Below are 25,014 nucleotides of genomic sequence, written 5' to 3' on the forward strand. Positions count from 1 at the left end.
GGACGGGGTTGATTCAGAGACGGCCATGCCCTCCGCATCATGCGGGGGGCATTCCTACATGGCTCGCCGTTGTCCCGAAACGGCACGGAAACGCGTTTTCATCGGCAAATGCCGTGTCGATTTTTGATGTACTTTCAAATGGCTAACGCCGCGTACACCGTGTCTTTACGCAGGCTGGTATAGATATTCGTCCATCGCAGTGAGGTCAGGCGTTCCGCCGCCACGAGGAGTATATCGATGGCCTCAATGCTCAACACGACCGGCGTCGCGCCGGGGCTCGGCTCCGATATGGTCGCGCTGGTCCAGAAGGACGGCAGCTTCGGCCATGGCTGGCGCCAGGATCGCGCTTTGCTTGCCGGCTCGGAATCCGCGCGCAACCTGGCCGATATTGTTCATCACATGGCCGTGCTTCATGGTCGTCATCCCGGGTTGGTGGATCTGGCGGGGGGTGGCGACATCCTGGGTGCCGTGCAGACCCGCATCATCCGCGGCTTCGCACAGGAACGCGATTTTCTGGCGCGGCTGGTCGTCGCGGTCGGGCCGCTCCCCGCCACGCCGGGGCATGCATTCAGCCAGGCCGCAATTCTCGGGCAACGACACGCGCTGGAAACGCTGGCCCATTCGGACCGGGCGGGATGCGCCAGCGGGGCGGTGGCCGCGCTGCTGATGGATTGGGCTGCGATCCGTCCGGTGCTGGATGCCGCTGCCGTGCGCTTCGGCCTCGATCCCGTGCCCATGCTGCTTCCGGACCCCGCCAGCCTCGCCGCGACCATCGACGCGGTGGAGACCGACGCCGGTCTCAGCCGCGCGATCGGGTTCGGCGTCCGCCAGTTCCTGCTCCAGCATCGCGGGCTGTGGGATCTGCTGGAGGTCCGCGCCCACGCGCGTCGCCACGGCTGACCGCTTGCGATCACCGGGCGCGCCGCCTATCCGGGGATGTATTGACGTCCACGGAAAGGGCCGCCACCGATGCGCTTCGAAGGCACCGACGATTATGTCGCCACCGATGATCTGAAGGTCGCGGTCAACGCGGCGGTCACGCTCCGCCGTCCGCTGCTGGTCAAAGGCGAACCCGGCACCGGCAAGACCGTGCTGGCGCACGAAATCGCCCGCACGGCCGGCGCCCCGCTGATCCAGTGGCACATCAAGTCGACCACCAAGGCGCAACAGGGTCTCTATGAATATGATGCCGTCGCCCGGTTGCGCGACGGCCAGCTTGGCGATGCGCGCGTCCACGACATCGCCAACTATATCCGCCGCGGCAAATTGTGGGAGGCGTTCGAAAGCCCCACGCTGCCCGTCCTGCTGATCGACGAGATCGACAAAGCGGATATCGAGTTCCCGAACGACCTGCTGCAGGAACTCGATCGCATGGCGTTCGATGTCTATGAGACGAAACAGACCGTCGCCGCGCGCGAACGCCCGATCGTCGTCATCACGTCGAACAATGAAAAGGAACTGCCCGACGCCTTCCTGCGCCGCTGCTTCTTCCATTATATCAAGTTCCCGGATCGCGACACGATGCAGGCCATCATCGATGTCCATTTTCCGGGCATCCAGAAGCTGCTGGTCAACCGCGCGATGGACATCTTCTACGAAGTCCGCGACGTGCCGGGCCTGAAAAAGAAGCCATCGACCAGCGAGTTGCTCGACTGGCTGAAACTGCTGCTGGCGGAGGATATGCCGCTCGAAGTGCTGCAATCGAAGGACAGTCGCAAGGCGATTCCGCCGCTGCACGGCGCGCTCCTGAAGAATGAGCAGGATGTCATGCTTTTCGAACGCCTCGCCTTTCTCGCCCGGCGGCAGGGCGGATGAGCCCGTCACCGCGTACCGGGGGATGCCTGTGCGGCAGGGTGCGCTACCGTGCCGACGCCGCGCCGCTTGCGGTCCGCACCTGCTGGTGCCGGCTCTGCCAGTATCTCGGCGGTGGCGGGGCGACCGTGAACGTCTGCTTCCCCGCCGACGCGGTGACCATCACCGGCACGCTGCGCTGGCATGGGAGCACCGCCGACAGCGGCAACGCCATGCGCCGTGGATTCTGTCCCGATTGCGGGACGCCCGTCGTCAGCAACGCCGAACAACGCCCGCATCTCACCTTCCTGCGCGCCGGAACGCTCGATGATCCGGCCGATGCCGCGCCCGAAGCGACGATCTGGGCATCGGCCGCCCCGGCTTGGGCGGCGATCGACCCGGACATCCCCTGCCATGCCGGCCAGCTGCCACCGGTCGCATGATCCCTGCCCCCGCTCCGTGCTGGAACCCGTCATGCCGCTGACCACGCTTGCCGACCTCGACGCTGCCAGAACCCGCGCCCGCGCCGATGTTCACCGACGCGCGATCAAGGCCGGGGCGAAGGCCGCCGAACCGCTGGGGATCGCCAGTTCGATCTGGGGCGAGACCGTGACCGACCTGATCGCCGACATTCAGGACATCTACCAGCTGACCCCCGATCAAAAGGCCGAGCTGGAGCCGGAACTGCTCCACGGGCTTACCGATCTGCTGGCGCATTATGCACCCACCGCCGCAAAGGCCGGGACGCTGGCGTCCGTCGCGGCCACCTTGCGTGGGTCCAGCCTGGCGCGGCGCGCCGCGGCCAGCGTCGCCACCCGCGCCGCCGGCCGGATCGGCACCCGCGTGGCACGCAGCGGCCGGTTCGGTGCGTCCGCTGCGGGTGCCATCGCTCGCCGCGCCTGGCTGATCCCGCTCGCGCTCGGCGGCGGGACGACCGCGCTCTATGAAATTCTCGGCCGGCGCTGCATCAACCAGTGCTACGACTATCTGCACGCGCGGATCGCACCCGCCGCGCCCGATCAGGCACCATAATCGCCGACCGCTTCGTAGATGGTGGTCAGCGCGGCGCGTTCCCCCGCATTCAGATCGGGGTGCCAGATCTCGAACAACAGGATGACGCGCGTCTCGGCGCTGTCGTTCCAGGCTTCATGCTCGATCGAATCGTCGAAGATCAGCAGTTCACCTTCCCGCCAATGATGCACCGCATTGCCGACGCGCATCCGACACCGGCCCTCCGGCACCAGCAACGGCAGGTGACAGATCAGCCGGGAATTGAGCATGCCGTTGTGCAACGGGATGTGCGTACCCGGCTCCAGTCGCGAAAACAGCGCCATGGGAGACCGGCCGACGATCTGCGGCATCGGCGCCTGCGCCAGCGCGGCCATCGTGGCCGGACAGCGGTCGGCATTCACGGGCAGCGGCCGCCCATCCTGATACAGATGCAATGCGCTCCAATCCGCCTTGCCCAGCAGGCCATGCGCGCGTTGCGGTCGGCGCGGATCGATGGTGAGGTAGGGCGGAAAGGCGACATCCGTCGCCATTACGGCCAGCAACTCCTCGCGGATCATCGGCGTCGCGGCTTCCATCGCCGGCACCCAGCCGAACGCGGAGGTGTCGTAAATGGGCCGTGCCGGCAGACCGGGCACATAGAAGCTGGTCGGCGCCTGCGGGTACAGCGTCGCCCGGCCGGTCGCCAGCGCGATTGCCTCGCCGATCCGCCCGTCCAGCGCGCCCAGCCCGGCGTCGGCCAGCCGGCGATCGAGATGCGTGGCATAATCGACGGTGTTGGCCGCCAGCACCGCGCTGACCCGCGCGAGATCGGATGCCAGTGCGGGCGGGATCGAAGGCATGCCCCCCGCGATCGCGACCGCCTTGGTGTAAAAGGCGGTTGCCGCGCGGGCGTCGGCCTCCGCCCGGCGCAGGTCGCCCTTCATGATCAGTCCGCGCACATGATCCGCATCAAGCGCGAGCAATCGGTCTAGCGCCGCATCCTCCGCGGCGGGATCTCCCGCCAGATGGCAGGCCTGCGCCAGCAACAGCCAGGCCGGCCCGATTTCCGGCGCGTCGCGGGTGACCGCACCGAAGCGGGCACGCGCCGTCTCAGCATCGCGGCGTTGCATCGCCGCCACGCCCTCCCGCAGTAATCCGTCCACGACCGCCGCCGTCAGACCCGCCATAATCGTCCTCCCGCTGTCCGCCTTAGCCGTTGCCGATGCGCCGCGAAAGCGGGGGCAAGCGTAGCCGCCGCCTGGCTGAATGCGCGCGACATTGGGTCCGAAAGCTCGTAAAAATCTAGTAGTTTTGATAAATCTAATAGTTTATAGATAGCGAAATCAATCACTTGTTCTAAGACACACGAATGCGCTCGCGGCGCCGACGTTGCTTGTGACGCTTTTCGAAATCTACTACATCCATGAAATCCACTGATGCCGAACCGGGGATCGATTGCGTCAATGTCCGAACAAATGCCCTTTCCCGACCATATCGCGCACGCCCCGGTCTATGCCTTGCCCTATAACGCGCTCGATCCCGATCATGGTGGCGACAGCGATGTCCAGTTTCTCAGTATCGGCTGGGCGCAATGGGACCGGCACGAACTGTCGGCCAAGATCGTCCGCTATTCGGGCAAGCGCTGGTCCCGCCAGTCGGAGGAAATCCCGCTTTCCCGCCTGGTCGATCTCGCGGCGATGCTGGCGCTGGTCTATGAACGGCCCGAGGGCCCGGTCGCGGTCGACAGCGGCTTTTTCGAAAATCAGCCCGCGCCCATGCTGATCAAGCACAAGCCGCAAAAGGCGCGCGATGCGCTTCGCCATGCCCTGGACGCCGACGAAACGCTGGTCCGCCGATTGGGCGCGCTTGCCGATGTCATGATCCGCCTGCGCGAAGATGGGCGGGTCTGATGTTCCTGAACTTCTTCGACGCGTTGCGCGGCGCCGGCATCCGGGTCGGCCTGCAGGAACATCTGCTGCTTCTGGAAGCGCTGGATCGGGAGGTCATCGCCCGCCGGCCGGAGGACTTCTACTATCTCGCGCGCGCCACCTTCGTGAAGGACGAGGGGCTGCTCGATCGCTTCGATCAGGTGTTCGCGAAAGTCTTCAAGGGTATCGAGAGCAGCTACGGCGCCCCGGAAGCCGAGATCCCGGCGGACTGGCTGCGCAAGGTGGCCGAACGCTATCTCAGCCCGGAGGACATGGCGAAGATCGAGAGCCTGGGTGACTGGGACGCGATCATGGAAACGCTGAAACAGCGTCTGGCCGAACAGCATGAGCGTCACGAAGGCGGGTCGAAATGGATCGGCACCGGCGGCACCTCGCCCTTCGGTCATGGCGGCTATAACCCCGAAGGTGTGCGGATCGGCGGCGAAGGGCGGCACAACCGCGCGGTCAAGGTGTGGGACAAGCGCGAATTCCGCAATCTCGACAGCAGCAAGGAACTCGGCACCCGCAATATCAAGATCGCGCTCCGCCGGCTCCGCCGGTTCGCGCGTGATGGCGCCGCCGATGAACTCGATCTCGACGCCACCATCGCCGGCACCGCCAAACAGGGCTGGCTGGACGTTCGCATGCGTCCCGAACGTCGCAACGCCATCAAATTGCTGCTGTTCCTCGACATCGGCGGTTCGATGGACGCGCATGTCAAGCTGTGTGAGGAACTGTTCTCGGCTGCGACTGCGGAATTCAAGCATCTCGAATTCTTCTATTTCCACAACTGCGTCTATGAAGGCGTCTGGAAGGATAATCGGCGCCGGTTCACGGAACGCACCCCGACCTGGGACGTGCTCCATAAATATGGGCATGACTACAAGCTGGTCTTCGTCGGCGACGCGGCGATGAGCCCCTATGAGATCCAGGTACCCGGCGGCTCGGTCGAACATATGAACGAGGAAGCCGGGGCCATATGGATCGAGCGGATGACCCATGTCTATCCCAGCGCCGTCTGGCTCAATCCTGCCCCGAGCCAGCATTGGGATTATTCGCAATCGACCGCGATCCTGCGCGATCTGATGGCGGACCGCATGTACCCGTTGACGCTCGACGGACTGGACGACGCGATGCGGACCCTGACGCGCAAGGCCTGACATGTCCTGGAACCGGTTGCTAACGCCTTGCCGTTAGACGCCGATCGCATGATCGACGTGACGCCATGCGCTTCGCGGCCCGCCCGGCTGGCGGAGCTTGACGCCCTGCGGGGATTGGCGGCGCTGGCGGTGCTGCTGTTCCATTTCACGACCCGCTATCAGCAGATCCACGGCCACGCCCGACCACTCGTCTGGGGCGTTCCCTGGGGCCATTACGGCGTGCAGCTCTTCTTCGTGATCAGCGGCTTCGTGATCTTCGTCACGCTGGATCGCACGCGCTCGCTGTCCGATTTCGTGATCGCGCGGGTGTCGCGGCTCTATCCGGCCTATTGGACCGCGATCCTTCTCACCACCGCAGTCCTGTGGCTCAGCGGCCGATCCGATCTGCTGCGATCACCCTGGATCGTTCTCGCCAACCTGACGATGCTGCAGAGCTTCCTGCGTCTGCCGGCGGTCGACGACGTCTATTGGACACTGGCAATCGAACTGACGTTCTACGCCGTCCTGGCGGCGCTGTGGCGGGTGGGCGGGTTCCGGCGGCTGAACGGGCTGCTCACGGCCTGGCTGTTACTGCCCTGGGTCTGGACATACGCCCCGCTGCTGGTGGGGTGGGAGCCGTCCTGGCTGCTGGGCCTGCTCCTCGTTCAGGCCCATATCCCCTATTTCGCGATCGGCATCGCCACCTACCGCCTGCGCACCGGCACCGGTGCACGCGGGGCCACCGGAGTGATCCTGTTCGCGCTGGCCACGGTCGCAGCATGCCAGGGCGGCGCAGCACTCGCCGCGGCGCTGATCGTCACCGCCGCCATCCTGCTGATCGCGTTGCGGGGATCGTCACCGCTCCGCTGGCCGCCGCTCGTCTGGCTCGGCGGTATTTCCTACAGCCTCTATCTGCTGCACCAGATGATCGGCTATGTTCTGATCGAAGGGCTGGAGGCACGCGGGCTGTCGCCGACTGTCGCTGTCCTGATCGCCACCACGGCCATGATGCTGCTTGCCGCGCTGGTGACCGATCGCATCGAACGTCCGGCGCTGCGCGGTATCCGCCGCTTCTATGGGCGCTGGCGGGACCGCTCCGCCGGATCGCTCACGGGCGGTGGATCACCCCGCCCGCCATCGCCGCCGGCACCCCCGTCGTACCCGGAAAGCTGATCGGCAGTCCGGCGAGCGTCCGCACCGCCATATAGGCGAAGCCCTCCGCCTCGGTCGCATCCCCGTCCCAGCCCATCGCCTCGATCGGCTCCGCCCGCATGCCCACGCGCGCCGCGATCATCTGCATCAGCGTCGCATTGTGACGCCCCCCGCCTGCCACGAACAACCGCACCGGCCGTTGCGGCACGAGCCGCAGCGCCAGCGAGACGGTTTCCGCCGTGAACGCCGTCAACGTCGCGGCCCCGTCCACCACGGACAGGCCACGCGCCGGCTGCATCGAGAAATCGTCACGGTCCAGCGACTTGGGCGGTGGCAGGTCGAACCACGGCGTATCGAGCATGTTGGTCAGCACGGTCTGGTCGACACGGCCCTGCGCGGCGAGCGCCCCGCCGGCATCATGAGACTGCCCCGCTTCGGCCCGTACCCAATCGTCGATCAACGCATTGGCCGGGCCGGTGTCGAACGCGATCAACCCGCCATCGGCCCCGATCCAGGTCAGATTGCCGACGCCGCCCAGGTTCAGCACCGCCACCGGCCGCGGCAGACGGGCGCATAGCGCCGCGTGATAGACCGGCAACAATGGCGCCCCCTGCCCGCCCGCCGCGACATCGGCCGACCGGAAATCATCGACCACCACGATCCCCAGCGTCGCCGCCAGCGCCGCGCCGTCGCCGATCTGCCAGGTCCAGCCGCGATCGGGGCGATGCGCCACCGTCTGTCCGTGAAAGCCCACGACCGCCACATCCGCGGCGGCAACCCCCGCCTCCAGCAGCAGCGCGCTCACGGTTGTGGCATGGCGCTCCGTCACGACATTCGCCGCCGCCGTCATCGTGGCGCTCGGCTCCGGCCGCCTGGCCTGCAACGCCCGTGCCGACGCCGCACGCAACTGCGCGCGCACGGCTTCGGGATACGGATCGCTGCGGAACGCGATCGGGCGGACATGTCCGACGCCGTCGGTTTCGACCAGCGCCGCATCGATCCCGTCGAGCGAGGTACCGGACATCAGGCCGATCGCCAGCACGCTACCCATGGCCCCATTCTCCATGCTAGACGCCCGCGCGTCATGATCGAATATCGCTCCGAACTGCTGCGCCTACTCGATAGCCGCGGCTATATCCACCAGACGACCGACGCCGTCGCGCTCGATGCGCTGGCCACGACCCGGATCGTGCCGGGCTATATCGGGTTCGATCCGACGGCCCCCTCGCTGCATGTCGGCAGCCTGGTCCAGATCATGCTGCTCCGCCGCCTGCAACAGGCGGGGCACAAGCCCATCGTGCTGATGGGGGGCGGCACCGGCAAGATCGGCGATCCCAGTTTCAAGGACGAAGCGCGCAAGCTGCTGACCACCGACACGCTCGCCATCAACGTGGCGTCGATCAAGCGGATCTTCGAACGCTTCCTAGTCTTTGGCGACGGCCCCACCGATGCCGTCATGCTCGACAATGCCGAATGGCTCGACGCGCTCGCCTATATCCCGTTCCTGCGCGACATCGGACAGCATTTTTCGATCAACCGGATGCTCAGCTTCGATTCGGTCAAGCTCCGGCTGGACCGCGAACAGTCGCTCAGCTTCCTTGAATTCAACTATATGATTCTCCAGGCCTACGATTTCCTGGAACTGTCCCGCCGCGCCGAATGCCGGTTGCAGATGGGCGGATCGGATCAGTGGGGCAACATCGTCAACGGCATCGAACTGGCCCGCCGTGTGGATGGCACCGAAGTGTTCGGCATCACCACCCCCCTGCTCACCACCGCGGACGGCGGCAAGATGGGCAAGACGGTGTCGGGCGCGGTCTGGCTGCATGAGGATCAGCTGCCGCACTACGACTATTGGCAATATTGGCGGAACACCGACGACCGCGATGTCGGCCGCTTCCTCCGCCTGTTCACCGATCTCCCGCTTGACGAAATCGCCAGACTGGAGGCGCTGCAAGGCGCGGAAATCAACGCGGCGAAGAAAGTGCTCGCGGATGCCGCAACCGCCCTCTGCCGCGGCGCCACTGCCGCAGCCGAAGCGGCCGAAACCGCACGCCGGACGTTCGAGGAAGGCAGCAGCGGCGGGGCACTGCCGACCGTTTCCGGTCCGATCGGTGTGGTCGATGCGCTGGTGCAGTTAGGCTTTGCAGCCTCCAATGGCGAGGCCCGCAGAAAGATCGGCGAAGGCGCCGTCCGGCTCGACGGCGTTGCGATCACCGACGCGGCCCAGACGCTCGCCGCCGGCCGCCTTTCTCTCGGCAAGAAGAAGCACGGCCTGATCGGCAACTGATGGACCCCTCCGCGAAGGCGGGGGTGCGGTTCCGCCTGCCCCTACTCCGCCGCTTCCCGCACGAAATCCGCCTCCGCCAGAAACCGCTCCGCATCCAGCGCCGCCATGCAACCGGTGCCGGCCGCCGTAATCGCCTGGCGATAATGCTTGTCCATCACGTCGCCGCACGCGAACACGCCCGCGACATTGGTGCGCGTCGTCCCTGGCTGCACCTCCAGATAGCCGTCGGCATCGGTGTCGAGATGCCCCTTGAACAGCTCGGTCGACGGATGATGCCCGATCGCGACGAAGCCGCCATCGACCGGCAATCGCTCGATCGCGCCGGTCCGCGTGTCGCGCAGGTCGAGCGCGACCAGGCCTTCATTGCCCGCGCCCGCCACGAACTCCGCCACTTCCCGGTTCCACAGGACGTTCACGTTCGGATGCGCGAACAGCCGTTCCTGCAGGATTCGTTCTGCGCGCAGGGTGTCGCGGCGGTGGATCAGCGTCACATGATGGCTGTGGTTGGTCATGTACAGCGCCTCCTCCACCGCGGTATTGCCGCCACCGATCACCGCCACCTTCTTGCCGCGATAGAAAAATCCGTCGCAGGTCGCGCAGGCGGACACGCCCCGGCCGCGCAGGGCGGTTTCGCTTTCCAGGCCCAGCCAGCGCGCCTGCGCACCGGTGGCGACGACCAGCGTGTCGCCGGAATAAATGGTGCCGTCATCGCCCACCAGCCGGAACGGCCGCTGCGAGAGGTCCACCGATACGATCTGGTCCCACATCATCGTCGCGCCGACATGCTCGGCCTGCGCCTGCATCTGGTCCATCAACCAGGGGCCCTGGATCACGTCCTTGAAACCAGGGTAGTTTTCCACATCGGTCGTCGTCATCAATTGCCCGCCCGGCTGGATGCCCTGCACCACGATCGGGGCCAGACCAGCCCGCGCGCCGTAGATGGCCGCGGACAGCCCGGCCGGACCGGAACCGAGGATGAGCATGCGGGTGGAATGGACGGCGGCCATGGAAACTCCGGAAGGGATATCTGTTGCGGCGGAGATAGGCGCGACGGTCGTCAAACCCAAGCGGAACATGGATCAGGGACGGATGCCCCCTCCCCTTCCGTCATCCCGGCGCAGGAGGCGACCCCAACGAAAAAGGCGCGGAGGTTGCCCCCCGCGCCTTCCATTGTCCGGAGACGAAAGCCTTACGCTTCGTTCGTCGCCTTGGCCGGGCGCGGATCGCGCCGCTCGACGATCCGGGCGGACTTGCCGGTCCGACCGCGCAGATAATAGAGCTTGGCCCGCCGCACGACGCCGCGGCGGACGACATCGATCGAATCGATGTTCGGCGAATAGAGCGGGAACACGCGCTCGACACCCTCGCCGAAGCTGATCTTGCGGACGGTGAAGGACGATCCCATCCCGCGCTGGGCGCGGGCGATGCAGACGCCTTCATAGAACTGGACGCGGGTGCGTTCGCCTTCGACCACCTTCACGCCGACCTTGACGGTATCGCCAGGGCGGAATTCCGGGATCGCGCGGGCCGCGGTGTATTTTTCGATCTGCTCGGCTTCGAGCGTCTGGATGAGGTTCATCTCATCGGTCCTTCTGTCGTTGCCGCGCGCCAGAGGGCGACTGGACCCGAGCGCCCTCATGGCGCTCCCAAAGATCCGGCCGCCGTGACCGTGTGTCGATCTCCGCCTGGGCTTTGCGCCAGGCCTCGATCTTCGCATGATCCCCCGATCGCAGCACCTGCGGGATCATGCGCCCTTCCCATTCCACCGGGCGGGTATAATGCGGATATTCGAGCAGCCCCGTTTCGAAGCTCTCGTCATCCCCGCTGGAAGCTGCGCCCATTACGCCGGGAATCAGCCGGACGCAAGCATCCAGCAGCGTCAGCGCCGCCATTTCGCCGCCCGACAGGATGTAGTCGCCGATCGACACCGGCTCGATCCCGCGCGCGTCGAACAAGCGCTCGTCAATACCCTCGAATCGCCCGCACAGGATGATCACGCCAGGCCCAGTGGACAGCCGTCGGACCCGGTGCTGCGTCAGCGGCGAACCGCGCGGTGTCATCGCCAGCAACGGCCGCTCCGGGGCCTGTGCCGCCGCGGCATCCACCGCCCGCGCCAACACGTCGGCGCGCATCACCATCCCGGCTCCGCCGCCTGCCGGTGTATCGTCCACGGAACGGTGCCGATCGGTGGCGTAGTCGCGAATCTGCACCGGATCGCAGGACCAGAGTCCGTCCGAAAGCGCGCGCCCCGCCATGCTCGCGCCCAACGGGCCGGGAAACATCTCGGGGTACAAGGTCAGGATCGTCGCGGCCCAGGTCATCGGCGCTCCTTCCCCCCGCACGCGCGGCTTGGCAAGGCCCGCGGAACGAAGCTCCGCCTCGTGGTTTTCCGAACCGACAGTCCGGAGCCTGTGATCGATGAGCGAACACACCCATGACGCGCTGGTGATCGGCGGCGGTCCCGCCGGACTGACCGCCGCGATCTATCTCACGCGCTTCCACCTCGATACGCGGATCGTCGATTCCGGACGCAGCCGTGCCGCGCTGATCCCGCGCACCCACAACCATGCCGGCTATCCCGATGGCATTCGCGGCACCGAACTGCTCGCCGCGATGCGGCATCAGGCCGAAAGATATGGCGCCTCCGTCACCCACGCGGTGGTCGACCGACTTGACCGGAATGGCGACGGCCGCTTCCACGTCGTGCTGGACACGGGCGAGACACTGTATGCCCGCGCCGTCCTGCTGGCCACCGGCGTCGTCAACACCCGCCCGCCGATGAGCGACGCCGTCCATCACGAGGCGCTGGAACGCGGGCTGCTCCGCTACTGCCCGGTCTGCGACGGGTACGAGGTCACCGATCGCAAGGTCGGCGTGATCGGCACCGGAACGCACGGCATGAAGGAAGCGGTCTTCCTGCGCAGCTACACCGCCGACGTCACCCTGGTATCACCGGGCGCCGACGAAGAATTGACGGCGGACGAGATTGGCCACCTCGACACGCTTGGTATCCGCCGTGTCGGCGGGCCGTGTGGCGACATCCGCATCGCCGGCGACCAGATCCTGATCCCGACACCCGGCGGTGATCTTGGCTTCGACAGCATCTATCCCGCGCTGGGTTCCGATATCCGCTCGCGACTGGCGGTGGGTCTGGGGGCGGAGCATGGCGACGATGGCTGCATGCGCGTCGATGACCACCAGCGCACCAGCATTCCCGGGCTTTATGCCGCTGGCGACGTCGTGATCGGTCTCGACCAGATCAGCCACGCCATGGGCGCGGCCGGTGTCGCGGCCACCACGCTTCGCAACGACCTTGCAGCTACACATGCACTGATCCGCTGAGCCAGGCGGTCACACCAGATACGCGTCGTCCACCACGACCCGGTCGGCTTCCAGCAGCGCCGCCGGCTCTTTGAACGGCGTCATCGCGCGTCTCCCATCGGGGCGTTCGATCTCGATCACGTCACCCGCGCCGAAATTCTCGATCGCCACCACCCGGCCGATCTCCACGCCCGCCGCATCGATGCACGGCAGGCCGATCACGTCGGCATGATAATATTCTCCGGGTTCCAGCGGCGGCAGCGACGCACGTGGTACCCACAACTCGGTGCCACGCCGCGCTTCGGCCGCGTTGCGGTCCGCAATCTCCGCGAACCGCGCGATTGCGCCATTGGACCCGGCCCGCACGGATTTCAGCGTCAGCGCGCCGTCATTGAACGTGGCGTAGCGTTTCAGCCCGTCGGCGTCTTCGGCGAACAGCTTCAACCGGACCTCGCCCGCGATGCCATGTGCACCGATGATGACGGCCAGGGTGATCGGACGATCGGTCATGCGGAACACCCATCAACGCCCCATCCGTGCCCGGCACGGATGGGGCTGTCGGACATCAGGCCTCGGCCGTCTCGGCGCCCTCGGCGGGGGCGGCATCGGGCGCGCCCTCGACAGGATCGGTCGCCGACTTGGCTTCGTTCGCGGCGGCTTCGGCGGCGGCGGCCTTGGTGGCGCGCTCCTCGGCGCGCTCGACGGCCTTCTCGCCCGGCTTGCCCTTGTCCGGGTTGGAACGGGCGGCCCGCTCCTTCACGCCGGCGGCATCGAAGAAGCGCGCGACGCGGTCGGTCGGCTGCGCGCCCATCGCCAGCCAATGCTTGGCACGCTCGGTGTCCAGGATCACGCGCTTCTCGTCATCCTTGGCGAGCAGCGGGTTGTAGGTGCCGATCTTCTCGATGAAGCGGCCATCGCGCGGCGCGCGCGAATTGGCGACGACGATACGGTAATAAGGACGCTTCTTGGCGCCACCGCGCGACAGGCGGATCGAAACGGACATACTGACTTCCTTCTTTGAAATACGGGAACGAAAAACGAAAGGTCACACAGGGTCACACGGGAAAACGGGACGGGCGGGGCTATTTCTTCTTGAACCCCTTGAACCCTGGCGGCAGGTTGCCCGGACCACCCAGGCCCGGCAGGCCGCCCGGCGGCAACGCCATGCCCGGCGCCATCCCGCCCAGCGCGGCGTCCATGCCGCCCTTGCCGAACAGCGCGCCCAGCCCTTTCAGGCCGCCCATCTTCCGGATCTTCTTCATCGCGGTCGACATATCCTGGTGCATCTTCAACAGCTTGTTGACATCCTGCACCGTCGTCCCGGATCCCTTGGCCACCCGGATCTTGCGCTTCGCGTTGAGCAGTTCGGGCTTGATCCGTTCCTTGGGCGTCATCGACGAGATGATCGCGTCCATGCGTACCAGCACCTTGTCGTCGGCCTGGCCGTTCGCCATCGCATTCTTGACCTGCTTCACACCCGGCAACATCGCGGCCAGCCCGGACAGGCCACCCATCCGCTGCATCTGCGCCAGCTGCGCGCGCAGGTCGTTCATGTCGAACTGACCCTTGGCCATCTTGGCGGCCAGCGCTTCGGCTTCGCCTTCCTTGATCGTCTCGGCCGCGCGTTCCACCAGCGACACGACGTCGCCCATGCCCAGGATGCGCCCCGCGACGCGGCCGGGGTGGAACAGTTCCAGCCCGTCCAGCTTTTCGCCAGTGCCCACGAACTTGATCGGCTTGCCCGTCACCGCGCGCATCGACAGCGCCGCGCCGCCACGTGCATCGCCGTCCATCCGGGTCAGCACAACGCCGGTCAGCGGCACCTGATCCGAGAAATTGCGCGCGACATTGACCGCGTCCTGTCCGGTCAGCGCATCGACCACCAGCAGGATTTCGTGCGGCGTCGCGATGTCGGCCACCGCCTTCATCTCGTCCATCAACGCCTGGTCGACATGCAGGCGCCCGGCGGTGTCCAGCATCACCACGTCGAAGCCCTGCAGCTTGGCGGATTGCAGCGCACGCCGCGCAATCTCCACCGGCTGCTGCCCCACGACGATCGGCAGGGTCGCCACCGACGTCTGCGTGCCCAGCGTCGCCAGCTGCTCCTGCGCGGCCGGGCGATTGACGTCCAGCGACGCCATCAGCACCTTCTTGCGGCCACGCTCGGTCAATCGCTTGGCGATCTTCGCGGTCGTCGTGGTCTTGCCCGACCCCTGCAGGCCGACCATCATCACCACCGCCGGCGGCGCGACGTCCAGCTCCAGGTCGACCTGGTCCGATCCCAGCATCTCGACCAGCGCGTCGTTGACGATCTTGACGACCTGCTGACCCGGAGTCACCGACTTCAGCACATTCTGGCCGACCGCCTGCTCGGTCGCTTTTTCGACGAATTCGCGCACCACCGGCAGGGCGACGTCGGCTTCCAGCAACGCGATCCGCACCTCGCGCATCGCCGCGCGCACGTCCGCTTCGGCCAGCGCACCACGACCGCGCAGCTTGTCGAACACACCGCTCAGGCGATCGCTCAGGGTCTCGAACATGCGTTTCTCCTATGCTCCGCCTGTCGCCAACGCACAAAACGCCGGCGGGCGAAAACTCGCTGGCCGGCGGGCGTCCTCGGACGCTTGTACATCGGTTCCGGGTGGAACGGTCGCGCATCCCTTACGCGCCGGATCGTAAAAACACAATCGTTCAAGATGGGGCATGATACCTTGCGGCTTTAAGGGGATGGAAAGTTTCTGCATGGCAATCCCCTGGGCGATGTGGCCCTTCCTCGCCCGTACCCGCGCCCGCCCGTCCGGCATCGGCGCCACCGCACCTCTTCCGGGCACTGGCCCTGGCGATCAGGCGCTTCTGGTTGCCGCCTTGTGGCTGGTGGCATTTCTCGGCGCACTCGGCACCCAATATCTGCCGCTGAGCATCGCGCCCGCGGCTGCGCGGCAGATGCTGATTTCCGCATTGCTGCTGAACATCGCGCTGACCCTGATCGGGATCCTGCGTCATCGCCGGCTGGTCGAGGAGATCCGCGGGCGTCGCACGCTGGAGGCGCGGGTGAAGACGCTGGCCTCGCACGATCCGCTGACCGGCCTCGCCAATCGCCGCTCGCTCATGGATCTTGCCGGCGCTGCGTTCCTTGCGGCCGGCCGGCGGAAGCTGGCGGTCGCCGTGCTGACGATCAACCTCGACAATTTCCGTACCATCAACGAAGGCTCCGGTCACGACGCGGGCGATGCGGTGCTGATGGCGTCGGCCGATGCCCTGCGGGAAACGGCGCCGGTTTCGGCGACCGTCGCCCGGCTGGGCGCGGACGAGTTTGCCTGCGTGATGGTGTACGACCGCAACCGGCCCCATTCGGTCGACAGCGTCGCGGCCGCGATCCTGGCCAAGCTGTCGCAGCCGATCGCGTTCGGACGCCACATGCTGCATGTCACCACGTCGATCGGGATCGCGCGCACCGAAGCGGGTGATGTCGCGGTCGAACCGGCGATCCGTCGTGCGGATATCGCATTGTCGGCCGCCAAGAAAGCGGGCGGCGACCGCGCCTGCTGGTTCGATGCGGGCATGGGCCACGAACTGGAAACGCGGAACGCGATCGAATCCGGTCTGCGCGCCGCAATCCCCGCCGGCCAGATCATCCCCTATTATGAACAGCAGATCGATCTCGCCAGCGGACGGCTGGAAGGGTTCGAGGTGTTGGCGCGCTGGAACCACCCGACCGACGGCATCATCATGCCCGATGTTTTCATTCCGATCGCCGAAGACGCGGGGCTGATCTCCGATCTCTCGCTATCGATCATGCGGCAGGCCTTCGAACATGCGGCGGGCTGGGACCCCAGCCTGACCCTGTCGGTCAACATCAGTCCGGTCCAGCTGAAGGATCCGTGGTTCGCGGAAAAGATCCTGAAACTGCTGACGGAGGCCGGCTTTCCCGGCAATCGCCTGGAAATCGAGATCACCGAAACAGCGCTGTTCGACAATCTTCCGTTGGCGCGGACGATCGTCACTTCGCTCAAGAATCAGGGCGTGCGGGTAGCCCTGGACGATTTCGGGACCGGCTATTCCAGCCTCGCGCATCTGCGCGCGCTCCCGTTCGACCGGATCAAGATCGACAAGAGCTTCGTCATGGCGATGGGCGACGATGCCGAAAGCATCGCGATCGTCGACGCGATCACCCATCTCGGCCGCAGCCTGCTGGTGACGGTGACCGCCGAAGGGGTCGAAACCGCCGCCCTGGCCGAACGGCTGCGGGCCCTTGGCTGCCACAAGGCGCAGGGCTGGTATTATGGCCGCCCGCTCACCATCGTCCAGACCCGCAGGCTGCTTGCCGACCGCGCCCTGCTCGGCACCGCCCGCGCCGCCTGAGCCCCGCTGTGACCGCGCGGCCAGTGGACTTCCCCCGTCCCCGCACCTAGATCGCGCTGGATGACGCTCCGCTTCACCAAGATGCACGGCCTCGGCAATGATTTCGTCGTGATCGATGCGCGTGCCACCCCCGTCGCGATCGATCCCGACCGCGCCCGTGCCATCGCCGATCGCCGCACCGGCGTCGGTTGCGATCAGGTGATCCTGCTGTCGGAACACCCGGATCCCGACAGCATCGCGATGCGCATCTTCAACGCCGACGGGTCGGAGGTTTCCGCCTGCGGCAACGCGACGCGCTGCGTCCCCGTCCTGCTCGGCCATGATGTGCGGGTGGTCACCGCCGCCGGTCGGCTGGATGCGCGCCTGTCGGATGACGGCGGCGCCGCCGTCGACATGGGCGTGCCCGATTTCGCCTGGGACGCCGTGCCGATCGCCTATGCGATGGACACCGGGGCGCTGCCGGTCGGGTGGGACATGCTCGAACGGCCGGTCGCGCTGTCGATCGGCAACCCCCACCTCGCTTTCTTCGTCGCGGATGTCGACGTGGTTCCGCTCGACCGGCTCGGCCCGACGATCGAAACCGACCCACTGTTTCCCGAACGGATCAACGTCAACGTCGCGACGGTCATCGCGCGCGATCATCTGCGCATGCGGACCTGGGAACGTGGCTCCGGCCTGACCCGCGCGTGCGGCACCGGTGCCTGCGCCACCTTCGCGGCCGGGCGTCGGCGCGGGCTTTTGGATGCCACCGTTCGGATCGACCTGCCGGGTGGCACGCTGACCCTGGCCGATCGCGCCGGTCGCCTGGTGATGACCGGCCCCGCCGTCCGCGTGTTCGACGGCTTGCTGACTGAGGATTTTCACGGATGAGCGAACCCAGCTGGCACGAGAAACTGGTCGGCGGGTTTCGCCGCACGTCCGATCGGCTTGGCGACAATCTGTCCGGCCTGTTCACCAAGGCGACGCTGGACCGTCAGACGCTGGACGATATCGAGGAGGCACTGATCGCTTCCGATCTCGGCCCGGCCACCGCCGCGCGGATCCGCGAAACGCTGGGTGATGCTCGCTATGAGCGCGGGCTGGACGAGGCCGGCGTCCGCCAGGTCGTTGCCGACGAAATCGCGACCATCCTCGCGCGCGTGGCCAAGCCGCTGGAGATCGAGGCTTTTCCACGGCCACAGGTCATATTGGTGATCGGCGTCAACGGCTCCGGAAAGACCACCACCATCGCCAAGCTCGCGCACCTGCTCCAGGAACAGGATTATGAGGTGATGCTGGTGGCGGGCGACACGTTCCGCGCCGCCGCGATCGGGCAGTTGAAGGTCTGGGCCGAACGGCTGAACGTGCCGATCATCGCCGGCAAGGAAGGTGGCGACGCCGCCAGCCTGGTGTTCGAAGGCGTGAAGCAAGGCACGGCGCGCGGCACAGACGTGCTGATCGTCGACACCGCCGGCCGCTTGCAGAACAAGGCCGGGCTGATGGACGAACTGTCCAAGATCCGCCGGGTGCTGGGGCGCCTCAACCCCGCTGCCCCGCACGACGTACTGCTGGTACTCGATGCCACCACCGGCCAGAATGCGCTCAGCCAGATCGAGGTGTTCAGCGCCAGCGCTGGCGTCACCGGCCTGGTCATGACGAAGCTCGACGGCAGTGCCAAGGGTGGCGTGCTGGTCGCGGCGGCAGAGAAATACGGCATGCCGATCCACGCGATCGGCGTCGGCGAAACGATCGGTGATCTCCGTCCGTTCGATCCGAACGAGGTCGCGCGCGCGATCGCGGGCGTCGAACCGCTCGCCTCGTCCAGGAACCCGGCATGACCGCGCCCGCCTCCCCCGCGACCGAACGCAATCCGCTGGTTGGTCTTGCGCTCGATCTTGGCCCCTTGATTGTGTTTTTCCTGACGAATCTGCTCGCGCCGGTGCCGCCGATCCAACGGATCTTCGTCGCGACCTTCGCCTTCATGATTGCCACCGCCGCCGCGATGCTGTTCGCCAAGATCCGCCACGGCAAGATCTCGCCGATGCTCGCCATTTCCGGCGTGATGGTGCTGGTGTTCGGAGGGCTGACGCTGTGGCTGCACAGCGAAACCTTCATCAAGCTGAAGCCCACCATCTACTATGTCATGGTCGCCTGCATCCTCTTCTTCGGCCTCTGGACCAACCGGCCGACGCTGAAGGTGGTGCTTGGTGCGGCCTATCCGGGGCTCAGCGACCATGGCTGGGCGCTGCTGTCGCGGAACTGGGCCTGGTTCTTCCTGGCGCTCGCCATCGCGAACGAGATCGTATGGCGCAACAGCAGCACCGATTTCTGGCTGGGGTACAAGCTGTGGGGCGCGATGCCCGCCACACTGATCTTCGCGCTCGCCAACATCCCGCTGCTGATGAAGCACGGCCTGGACATGCAAACGGCGGAATCGAACCCGCCGATCCCGCCGCAGGGATAGGCGTAGAGGTTTTCATCCGGCGTACGGGTAACCGCTACCGCCCGCCCCGGCCCGCACCACCCCACCTCCGTTCGGTTCGAGCCTGTCGAGAACCCTTCGCCAGGTTCTCGACAGGCTCGAACCGAACGGAAATAGTGGCTGGACAGGTCCCCAGACAGGCATGCCCGCCAGGCATGAAAAAAGGGGCGGACCTTGCGGCCTGCCCCTTTCCCTTCCGAAAAGGACGCGATCAGCCCTTGGCGGCGGCGTAGCGTGCCTCGGCCTTGTCCCAATCGACCACATCCCACCATGCCTTCAGATAATCCGGCCGGCGGTTGTTGTACTTGAGGTAATAGGCATGCTCCCAAAGGTCGTTGCCGATGATCGGCGTGCCTTTCACCTCCGCGACGTCCATCAGCGGATTGTCCTGGTTCGGCGTCGACGTGATCTGCAATGCGCCGTTGCCGTCAACGATCAGCCAGGCCCATCCCGATCCGAACTGCCCGACGCCCGCGGCGTTGAACTTGGTCTTGAAATCCTCGATCGACCCGAATGTCTCTTCGATCGCGGCCTTCAGCGCGCCCGATGGCTGGCTGCCACCCTGCTTCATCGTTTCCCAGAAGAAGATGTGGTTCCAATAGCCGCCGCCATTGTTGCGGACCACCTTCGGATAGGCGGAAATGCCGGCGACGATCTCCTCGATCGACTTGCCGCCCAGCGCGTCGTCGGCGGCGACCGCCTCGTTCAGCTTGTCGGTATAGGCCTGATGATGCTTGTCATGATGCAGCTTCATCGTTTCCGCGTCGATCGTCGGTTCCAGCGCGGCATAGTCATAGGGCAGCGGGGGAAGTTCGAACGCCATAATCTGTCTCCTCGGATGGTGTCGGTCTCGGGCTTCCTAACGCAAGGAAAGCCGGAAGGGTGCGGGAAAATATCGGGCCCGTAACTATCCCAGCAGCGCATGGCGTTTCAGGCAGTGGCGCAGCTGATCATAACTCAGCCCCAACGCCTTGGCCGTGGCGCGCTGGTTGAAACGATGCTTCACCATCGCCGCCTCGATCACGGCCCGCTCATAGCCATCGACCGCGGCGCGCAGGTCGGTGACGGCGTCCGGATCGGGCCGGGCGGGCGCCGTCGCGGCGGACGCAGCCGTCGGTTCGGCGCCATGCTTGTTCGGGATCGAACAGACCGGCTTGCCGACCGGTGCCCAGGGGGAGGCGAACGGATCGAACTGCACCACCTCCACCGGCCGTTCGGGGTCGTCCCAGCGGTACACCGCCCGCTCCACCACATTGCGCAGTTCGCGGACATTGCCGGGCCAGGGATGCGTCACCAGCGCCGCGGTGCCCGCCTCCGAAAACCCGGGCCACCGGATCCAGCCCAGTTCCGCCGCCATCCGCCGCGCGAAATGATCGGCCAGGACCGGCACGTCCCCCTGCCGCGCGCGCAGCGGCGGCAGCGTGATGACCTCGAACGACAGCCGGTCGAGCAGATCGGCCCGGAACCGCCCGGCCTCGCACAGCGCCGGCAGATGCTCGTTGGTCGCCGCCACGATCCGCACGTCGACACGGATCGCCCGGTTCGATCCGATCCGGTTGACCTCGCCATATTCCACGGCGCGCAACAGCCGTTCCTGGGCGCCCATGCTGAGCGTCGCCAGTTCGTCCAGGAACAGCGTCCCGCCATGCGCTTCCTCGAACCGCCCGGCGCGCGCCTTGGTCGCGCCGGTAAACGCTCCGGCGTCGTGCCCGAACAGCTCGGCTTCGATCAGCGTCTCGGGCAAGGCCGCGCAATTCAGCGTCACCAGCGGCCCGGACCAGCGCTGCGACAGGCGGTGGAGGCGTTCGGCGATCAGCTCCTTGCCGGTACCGCGCTCGCCGATCACCAGCACGGGCCGGTCCAGCGCCGCCGCCCGGCTGGCGCGCTCCACCATGTCGAGGAAGACCGACGACTCGCCGATGAAGCTGCTGGTGCGTTCCATGGCGAAACATTGGCAAGATTTCCCAACCGTTCGCAAGCCCGTCCTGCCGGACGGCATCCCAGCCGCAGGAAAATCGGCCTGGCCCGCCATGTTCGGCAACTGGCACGCTCCATGCAAATACCCTGTCATCACCGGGCATGAGCACCGGGACATCAGACCACCGGTTCAGGGAGACCGACCATGTTCCACTCCGACCTCAAGCATGTCATTCTTTCCTCCATTGGGGCGCTGCTGCTCTCCGCCACCTGTGTCGTCGCGGCGGTCGGGCCGGCCCGCGCCGCCGACACGGCCGGGGCGGCAACGGCGCTCCGCTACTAACCCCTCCTTGTAAGGACCTTATCCGATGGGAATTTTCTCCCGCACCCGCGATATCATCGCCGCCAACATGACCGACATGCTCGATCGTGCCGAAGATCCGGCGAAGATGATCCGCATGATCATCCTCGAAATGGAAGAGACGCTGGTCGAGGTCCGCGCCTCCGCCGCGCGCACCATCGCCGATCAGAAGGAGATGCGGCGCCAGGTCGGCAAGCTCGCCCAGGTGCAGGAAAACTGGACCGAAAAGGCGGAGCTGGCGCTATCCAAAGGCCGCGAGGACCTCGCCAAGGCGGCGCTGGTCGAAAAGCGCAAGGCGACCGACCTGTCGGAACAGCTGCAGGCCGAAATCGACGTACTGGAAGACGCGTTGCGGGCGTCGGAAGGCGACATCGCCAAGCTGCAGACCAAGCTGCGCGAAGCGCGCAGCCGCCAGAACGCGATCTCCGCCCGGCTGGAAAGCGCCAACAACCGCGTCCGCATGCGCGAAATGTATGCCGGCCAGAAGACCGAGGATGCGTTTTCTCGGTTCGAGGTGCTGGAACGCCGCGTCGACTGGGCGGAAGGCCGCGCCGACGCGCTCAGCCTGGGCGCGCCGCCCAAGAGCCTCGAAGAGGAAATCGCCGAACTGCGCTCCTCCGATGCGGTCGATGCCGAACTGGAAGCGCTGAAGGCGCGCCAGCAAGCCCGGGAGAGCTGAGATGATGGAGGATGTTCTCCTGCCGATCCTGATCGTCGGCATGCTCTTCATCGGCCTGCCCTGGCTGGTCTTCCACTATATCACGCGCTGGAAACAGTCGGGCACGCTGACCGTCCAGGACGAAAACCTGATGGATGACCTGTACGAGACCGCGCGCCGGCTCGACGACCGGCTGGCGACGATCGAACGGATCATCGCCGCCGACCACCCGGATTATCGGCTCGCCAGCCAGTCCGCGCCCGACCGCGATCTCTCGGAACGCGCCTATCGCACCGAAGACCGCGACCCCCTCTCCCGCCACCGCCATTGAACGGCCCCGCATTCATCAAGGAAGGAACGACGATCATGTCCGCCCGCCGCACCAGCTTCTACCTCGACAAACGCAACAAGAAGGCGATGGGCGTCTGCGCCGGCCTTGCCGACTATACCGGGATCGACGTCACGTTGATCCGGGTGGGCGCGGTGCTGCTGACCTTCTTCGCGCTCGGCCCGCTGCTTCCCGCCGCCTATGTCGTGCTGGGCTGGGTCGCCGACGACAAGCCGCGCGAATTCTACGCCGCGGACCCGCAGGAAGCGAAATTCTGGCAACAGGTACGGGCCAAGCCCAGCGCCTCGGTCCGCGACGTGCGCAGCCGCTTCCGTGATATCGACCGCCGCCTGGCCGACATCGAAACTCATGTCACCAGCCAGAATACCCGCCTGGCCAACGAAATCGACGCGCTGCGCTGATCAGCCGGTCCGCGCCCCAGCAATCCTCATCCGGAGTAGAGTTGATGAATCCGTTCGAAATGGTCGTGCTCATCGTCGCGATCACGGCAATCGCCGGCGTCTTCAGGGCGAAATATCGCAAGCATGCGGACGATGCCGATCTGACCCCGCAGAACCAGGTCGACACGCAGCTGATGGCGGACGAGGTTCGCCGCCTGCGCGACCGCGTCGCCGTGCTGGAACGGATCGCGACCGACAATGACGGTCCGTCGAAACTGGACCGCGAGATCGAGGCGCTGCGCCTCAAGGACCGCTGACCCCGCCTGGCCGCTGAAAGGAGCCGGACCATGACCCCAGAAGCCTCCATCTTTGCCATTGCCGCCGTCGCGGCGCTGGCCGGCCTGATCGTCGCCACCCACGCCGCCCTGACCGGCTGGCGCGGCTGGCTCGACCTCCGCCGGATCGAAATCGAGACCCGTCGCGACGTTGCCGCCCCCAGCCCCGGCGCCCGCATCGAACTGGCCGATCTCAAGGAACGCATCCGCAAGCTGGAGGCAATCGCCGCCGGTGTGGAACTGTAGCGCGCGACCTGTTACCCGCACCACCATGACCGCACCCGCCAACCTGTCCGAAGCGCTGGAGGAATATGAATTCCTCGAAGGCGATGATCGCTATCGCATGCTGATCGATCTCGGTCGCGCGCTGGAACCGATGCCGGACGCGTTGAAAACGGATGCGACGCTGGTCCGCGGCTGTTCGGCCTCGGTCTGGGTCTATCCCACCGACCGTGACGGCGTTCTGCACTTTCTGGCGGACTCGAACGCCGCCATTACCAAGGGGATCATCGCGCTGGTGCTGCTGACCGTGCAGGACCGCCCCGCCGCCGCGATCCTGCGGACCGATATCCCGGCCGAACTGGCGCCGTTCGATCTCAGCCGCCAACTCAGCTCGAACCGGACGCAGGGCATTCCCAACATGATCGCGCTGATCCAGGAAACCGCCCAGCGCTACCGGGCGCCCTGATCCTCACCCGTCATCTCCAGTCGGAGGCCAGGGACGCCACGACCGCCTCGGTTGCCGTGCCGGCCGGGATCAGCAACCACTCCCGCGGGCGCGCGGCGTCCACGACGACGACCGCGCGCTTGGGGCAGATCTTCAGGCATCCGACCTCCACGACACCGGCGGCGGCCTTGCGGCCCTTCCCGCCGCCCAGCGCCGCGCGCAGCACCTTGGCCAGCGATTGACGACCGCCCGGTCCGAACCCGCCATCCAGCTTCTTCGAACATTTGCGGCAGACCAGCACCACCTGGCCCCACTCGGCGCGGACCCGGTTCTTCACCGGCGCTTCTGCGCCTGCTCCCGCCGCTCGTCGGCCGCGCGCAGGACCTCATAGGCGGTCTGGACCGCCTGGAACCGCTCGGCGGCGGCGGGGTCGTTCGGGTTGACGTCGGGATGGTTCGCCTTCGCCAGTCGCCGCCACGCAACCTTCACCGCATCCGCCTGGACATCGGGGTCCAGCCCCAGCACCTCCAGCGCGCGCAGTTCGTCGCGCGATCGGCTGCCGTCGCCGGATCCGCCCCAGCCATAATGCGACGCCTCGGCATAGCCGGACGCCGTGCCCCGCTCCGCCGCCTCGCGCGCGGCCGCTTCCTCCGCCGACAATCCCTCGAAATAATTCCAGCCCCGATTATATTCGCCGGCATGCTCTTCGCAGAAATACCAGCGTTCCGGGCTGTTCGGTGATTTCGGTGCGGGCCGGTCGCCGGGCTTGCCGCATCCGTCCCGGTCGCACATCCGCACCTGCGTCGCCGCGCGCTCGCCGCCATAGCTGCGCCAGCGCGGAAAACCCCAGTCGTTCGATCGTGACGTGCCTGCCATATCCGCAACCTAGGCGCGCATCCGCTCCACCACCATG

At 66.4% G+C, this 25,014-nt stretch carries 32 protein-coding genes; 20 read left to right on the forward strand and 12 right to left on the reverse strand.

Features of this window, described 5'->3' with window-relative positions; genetic code table 11:
* The first annotated feature begins 237 nt into the window (after window positions 1–237).
* From VF649_RS06015 to VF649_RS06030, 4 genes are all read left to right on the forward strand, one after another.
* Complete coding sequence (locus VF649_RS06015) at window positions 238–900, forward strand: DUF6975 family protein (protein WP_331011053.1); 663 nt, start codon at window positions 238–240, stop codon at window positions 898–900.
* A gap of 69 nt (window positions 901–969) precedes the next feature.
* Complete coding sequence (locus VF649_RS06020) at window positions 970–1,815, forward strand: MoxR family ATPase (RefSeq protein WP_331011054.1); 846 nt, start codon at window positions 970–972, stop codon at window positions 1,813–1,815.
* Window positions 1,812–2,234 carry a GFA family protein gene (locus tag VF649_RS06025; protein ID WP_331011055.1) on the forward strand — a complete coding sequence of 141 codons (423 nt, stop codon included), beginning with the start codon at window positions 1,812–1,814 and terminating at the stop codon, window positions 2,232–2,234. The genes VF649_RS06020 and VF649_RS06025 overlap by 4 nt, the downstream gene beginning before the upstream one ends.
* Window positions 2,235–2,265: 31 nt before the next feature.
* On the forward strand, window positions 2,266–2,823 hold the full coding sequence (locus VF649_RS06030) for a hypothetical protein (RefSeq protein WP_331011056.1): 558 nt from the start codon (window positions 2,266–2,268) through the stop codon (window positions 2,821–2,823).
* Here VF649_RS06030 and VF649_RS06035 read toward each other — a convergent pair.
* Entirely contained in the window at window positions 2,811–3,968 is a 1,158-nt protein-coding gene (locus VF649_RS06035) for an aspartyl/asparaginyl beta-hydroxylase domain-containing protein (RefSeq protein WP_331011057.1), read from the reverse strand. The genes VF649_RS06030 and VF649_RS06035 overlap by 13 nt on opposite strands.
* Before the next feature lie 276 nt (window positions 3,969–4,244).
* Here VF649_RS06035 and VF649_RS06040 point away from each other — a divergent pair, with 276 nt between their 5' ends.
* Genes VF649_RS06040 through VF649_RS06050 form a run of 3 tightly spaced genes read left to right on the forward strand, consistent with a single transcriptional unit; the run spans window position 4,245 to window position 7,021 of the window.
* Complete coding sequence (locus VF649_RS06040) at window positions 4,245–4,691, forward strand: DUF6530 family protein (protein WP_331011058.1); 447 nt, start codon at window positions 4,245–4,247, stop codon at window positions 4,689–4,691.
* Window positions 4,691–5,869, forward strand: coding sequence for a vWA domain-containing protein (locus tag VF649_RS06045; protein WP_331011059.1), 1,179 nt, complete (start codon window positions 4,691–4,693; stop codon window positions 5,867–5,869). Before VF649_RS06040 ends, VF649_RS06045 begins: the two co-directional genes overlap by 1 nt.
* 27 nt (window positions 5,870–5,896) lie before the next feature.
* The gene (locus VF649_RS06050) at window positions 5,897–7,021 is read left to right on the forward strand and encodes an acyltransferase (protein WP_331011060.1); all 1,125 of its coding nucleotides are present in this window, start codon (window positions 5,897–5,899) and stop codon (window positions 7,019–7,021) included.
* Here the strand turns inward: VF649_RS06050 and VF649_RS06055 are convergent.
* The gene (locus tag VF649_RS06055) at window positions 6,957–8,051 is read right to left on the reverse strand and encodes an anhydro-N-acetylmuramic acid kinase (RefSeq protein WP_331011061.1); all 1,095 of its coding nucleotides are present in this window, start codon (window positions 8,049–8,051) and stop codon (window positions 6,957–6,959) included. The two genes, VF649_RS06050 and VF649_RS06055, sit on opposite strands and share 65 nt — an antisense overlap.
* A 33-nt stretch (window positions 8,052–8,084) precedes the next feature.
* On the opposite strand from VF649_RS06055, the gene tyrS reads away from it, so the two are divergent.
* Window positions 8,085–9,290 carry a tyrosine--tRNA ligase gene (tyrS, locus tag VF649_RS06060; protein WP_331011062.1) on the forward strand — a complete coding sequence of 402 codons (1,206 nt, stop codon included), beginning with the start codon at window positions 8,085–8,087 and terminating at the stop codon, window positions 9,288–9,290.
* Between the two features lie 41 nt (window positions 9,291–9,331).
* On the opposite strand, the gene trxB is transcribed toward tyrS, so the two are convergent.
* The 3 genes from trxB to trmD form a co-directional block, all read right to left on the reverse strand.
* Window positions 9,332–10,297, reverse strand: coding sequence for a thioredoxin-disulfide reductase (gene trxB / locus VF649_RS06065; protein ID WP_331011063.1), 966 nt, complete (start codon window positions 10,295–10,297; stop codon window positions 9,332–9,334).
* Window positions 10,298–10,479: 182 nt separating this feature from the next.
* Window positions 10,480–10,869: a 50S ribosomal protein L19 gene (gene rplS / locus VF649_RS06070; RefSeq protein ID WP_331011064.1), complete on the reverse strand. Its 390-nt coding sequence runs from the start codon at window positions 10,867–10,869 to the stop codon at window positions 10,480–10,482.
* A 1-nt stretch (window position 10,870) separates the two neighbouring features.
* On the reverse strand, window positions 10,871–11,611 hold the full coding sequence (gene trmD / locus VF649_RS06075) for a tRNA (guanosine(37)-N1)-methyltransferase TrmD (protein WP_331011065.1): 741 nt from the start codon (window positions 11,609–11,611) through the stop codon (window positions 10,871–10,873).
* A 97-nt stretch (window positions 11,612–11,708) separates the two neighbouring features.
* On the opposite strand from trmD, the gene VF649_RS06080 reads away from it, so the two are divergent.
* Window positions 11,709–12,632 (forward strand): NAD(P)/FAD-dependent oxidoreductase, encoded by a 924-nt coding sequence (locus tag VF649_RS06080; RefSeq protein ID WP_331011066.1) that lies wholly within the window; start codon window positions 11,709–11,711, stop codon window positions 12,630–12,632.
* Between the two features lie 9 nt (window positions 12,633–12,641).
* Here VF649_RS06080 and rimM read toward each other — a convergent pair whose 3' ends face one another.
* The 3 genes from rimM to ffh all read right to left on the reverse strand — a co-directional run bounded on the left by rimM (window position 12,642) and on the right by ffh (window position 15,151).
* On the reverse strand, window positions 12,642–13,121 hold the full coding sequence (gene rimM / locus VF649_RS06085) for a ribosome maturation factor RimM (protein WP_331011067.1): 480 nt from the start codon (window positions 13,119–13,121) through the stop codon (window positions 12,642–12,644).
* Between the two features lie 55 nt (window positions 13,122–13,176).
* Window positions 13,177–13,614, reverse strand: coding sequence for a 30S ribosomal protein S16 (gene rpsP, locus VF649_RS06090; protein ID WP_331011068.1), 438 nt, complete (start codon window positions 13,612–13,614; stop codon window positions 13,177–13,179).
* 79 nt (window positions 13,615–13,693) lie between these two features.
* Complete coding sequence (gene ffh, locus VF649_RS06095; RefSeq protein ID WP_331011069.1) at window positions 13,694–15,151, reverse strand: signal recognition particle protein; 1,458 nt, start codon at window positions 15,149–15,151, stop codon at window positions 13,694–13,696.
* Between the two features lie 202 nt (window positions 15,152–15,353).
* Between ffh and VF649_RS06100 the strand changes: the two genes are divergently transcribed.
* The 4 genes from VF649_RS06100 to VF649_RS06115 are packed head-to-tail and all read left to right on the forward strand — an operon-like array spanning window position 15,354 to window position 19,416.
* Window positions 15,354–16,973 carry a putative bifunctional diguanylate cyclase/phosphodiesterase gene (locus tag VF649_RS06100; protein ID WP_331011070.1) on the forward strand — a complete coding sequence of 540 codons (1,620 nt, stop codon included), beginning with the start codon at window positions 15,354–15,356 and terminating at the stop codon, window positions 16,971–16,973.
* A 60-nt stretch (window positions 16,974–17,033) separates the two neighbouring features.
* Entirely contained in the window at window positions 17,034–17,843 is an 810-nt protein-coding gene (dapF, locus tag VF649_RS06105) for a diaminopimelate epimerase (RefSeq protein ID WP_331011071.1), read from the forward strand.
* Window positions 17,840–18,790, forward strand: a complete 951-nt coding sequence (gene ftsY / locus VF649_RS06110) for a signal recognition particle-docking protein FtsY (RefSeq protein ID WP_331011072.1) — start codon at window positions 17,840–17,842, stop codon at window positions 18,788–18,790. Before dapF ends, ftsY begins: the two co-directional genes overlap by 4 nt.
* Entirely contained in the window at window positions 18,787–19,416 is a 630-nt protein-coding gene (locus VF649_RS06115) for a septation protein A (RefSeq protein ID WP_331011073.1), read from the forward strand. Before ftsY ends, VF649_RS06115 begins: the two co-directional genes overlap by 4 nt.
* Before the next feature lie 229 nt (window positions 19,417–19,645).
* On the opposite strand, the gene VF649_RS06120 is transcribed toward VF649_RS06115, so the two are convergent.
* Together VF649_RS06120 and pspF are read right to left on the reverse strand one after the other, a co-directional pair.
* Entirely contained in the window at window positions 19,646–20,257 is a 612-nt protein-coding gene (locus VF649_RS06120; RefSeq protein ID WP_331011074.1) for a superoxide dismutase, read from the reverse strand.
* 84 nt (window positions 20,258–20,341) lie between these two features.
* The gene (gene pspF / locus VF649_RS06125) at window positions 20,342–21,376 is read right to left on the reverse strand and encodes a phage shock protein operon transcriptional activator (protein WP_331011075.1); all 1,035 of its coding nucleotides are present in this window, start codon (window positions 21,374–21,376) and stop codon (window positions 20,342–20,344) included.
* Window positions 21,377–21,556: 180 nt separating this feature from the next.
* Between pspF and VF649_RS06130 the strand changes: the two genes are divergently transcribed.
* Genes VF649_RS06130 through VF649_RS06160 form a run of 7 tightly spaced genes read left to right on the forward strand, consistent with a single transcriptional unit; the run spans window position 21,557 to window position 24,122 of the window.
* Window positions 21,557–21,694: a hypothetical protein gene (locus tag VF649_RS06130; RefSeq protein ID WP_331011076.1), complete on the forward strand. Its 138-nt coding sequence runs from the start codon at window positions 21,557–21,559 to the stop codon at window positions 21,692–21,694.
* 25 nt (window positions 21,695–21,719) lie between these two features.
* On the forward strand, window positions 21,720–22,391 hold the full coding sequence (pspA, locus tag VF649_RS06135; RefSeq protein ID WP_331011077.1) for a phage shock protein PspA: 672 nt from the start codon (window positions 21,720–21,722) through the stop codon (window positions 22,389–22,391).
* A 4-nt stretch (window positions 22,392–22,395) separates the two neighbouring features.
* On the forward strand, window positions 22,396–22,701 hold the full coding sequence (pspB, locus tag VF649_RS06140) for an envelope stress response membrane protein PspB (protein ID WP_331011078.1): 306 nt from the start codon (window positions 22,396–22,398) through the stop codon (window positions 22,699–22,701).
* Window positions 22,702–22,736: 35 nt separating this feature from the next.
* A complete protein-coding gene (gene pspC / locus VF649_RS06145; RefSeq protein ID WP_331011079.1) occupies window positions 22,737–23,120 on the forward strand; it encodes an envelope stress response membrane protein PspC in 384 nt (127 codons plus the stop codon).
* Window positions 23,121–23,164: 44 nt separating this feature from the next.
* A complete protein-coding gene (locus tag VF649_RS06150; RefSeq protein ID WP_331011080.1) occupies window positions 23,165–23,416 on the forward strand; it encodes a hypothetical protein in 252 nt (83 codons plus the stop codon).
* A gap of 30 nt (window positions 23,417–23,446) precedes the next feature.
* Window positions 23,447–23,680: a hypothetical protein gene (locus VF649_RS06155; RefSeq protein WP_331011081.1), complete on the forward strand. Its 234-nt coding sequence runs from the start codon at window positions 23,447–23,449 to the stop codon at window positions 23,678–23,680.
* A gap of 25 nt (window positions 23,681–23,705) precedes the next feature.
* Complete coding sequence (locus VF649_RS06160) at window positions 23,706–24,122, forward strand: SufE family protein (protein WP_331011082.1); 417 nt, start codon at window positions 23,706–23,708, stop codon at window positions 24,120–24,122.
* 10 nt (window positions 24,123–24,132) lie between these two features.
* On the opposite strand, the gene VF649_RS06165 is transcribed toward VF649_RS06160, so the two are convergent.
* Together VF649_RS06165 and VF649_RS06170 are read right to left on the reverse strand one after the other, a co-directional pair.
* Complete coding sequence (locus VF649_RS06165) at window positions 24,133–24,438, reverse strand: hypothetical protein (protein ID WP_331011083.1); 306 nt, start codon at window positions 24,436–24,438, stop codon at window positions 24,133–24,135.
* Window positions 24,435–24,977: a J domain-containing protein gene (locus tag VF649_RS06170; protein ID WP_331011084.1), complete on the reverse strand. Its 543-nt coding sequence runs from the start codon at window positions 24,975–24,977 to the stop codon at window positions 24,435–24,437. Before VF649_RS06170 ends, VF649_RS06165 begins: the two co-directional genes overlap by 4 nt.
* Window positions 24,978–25,014 lie beyond the last annotated feature (37 nt).

Origin of the sequence: Sphingomonas sp. (genome assembly GCF_036387535.1) — a bacterium.
Classification (GTDB): Bacteria; Pseudomonadota; Alphaproteobacteria; order Sphingomonadales; family Sphingomonadaceae; genus Sphingomonas_R.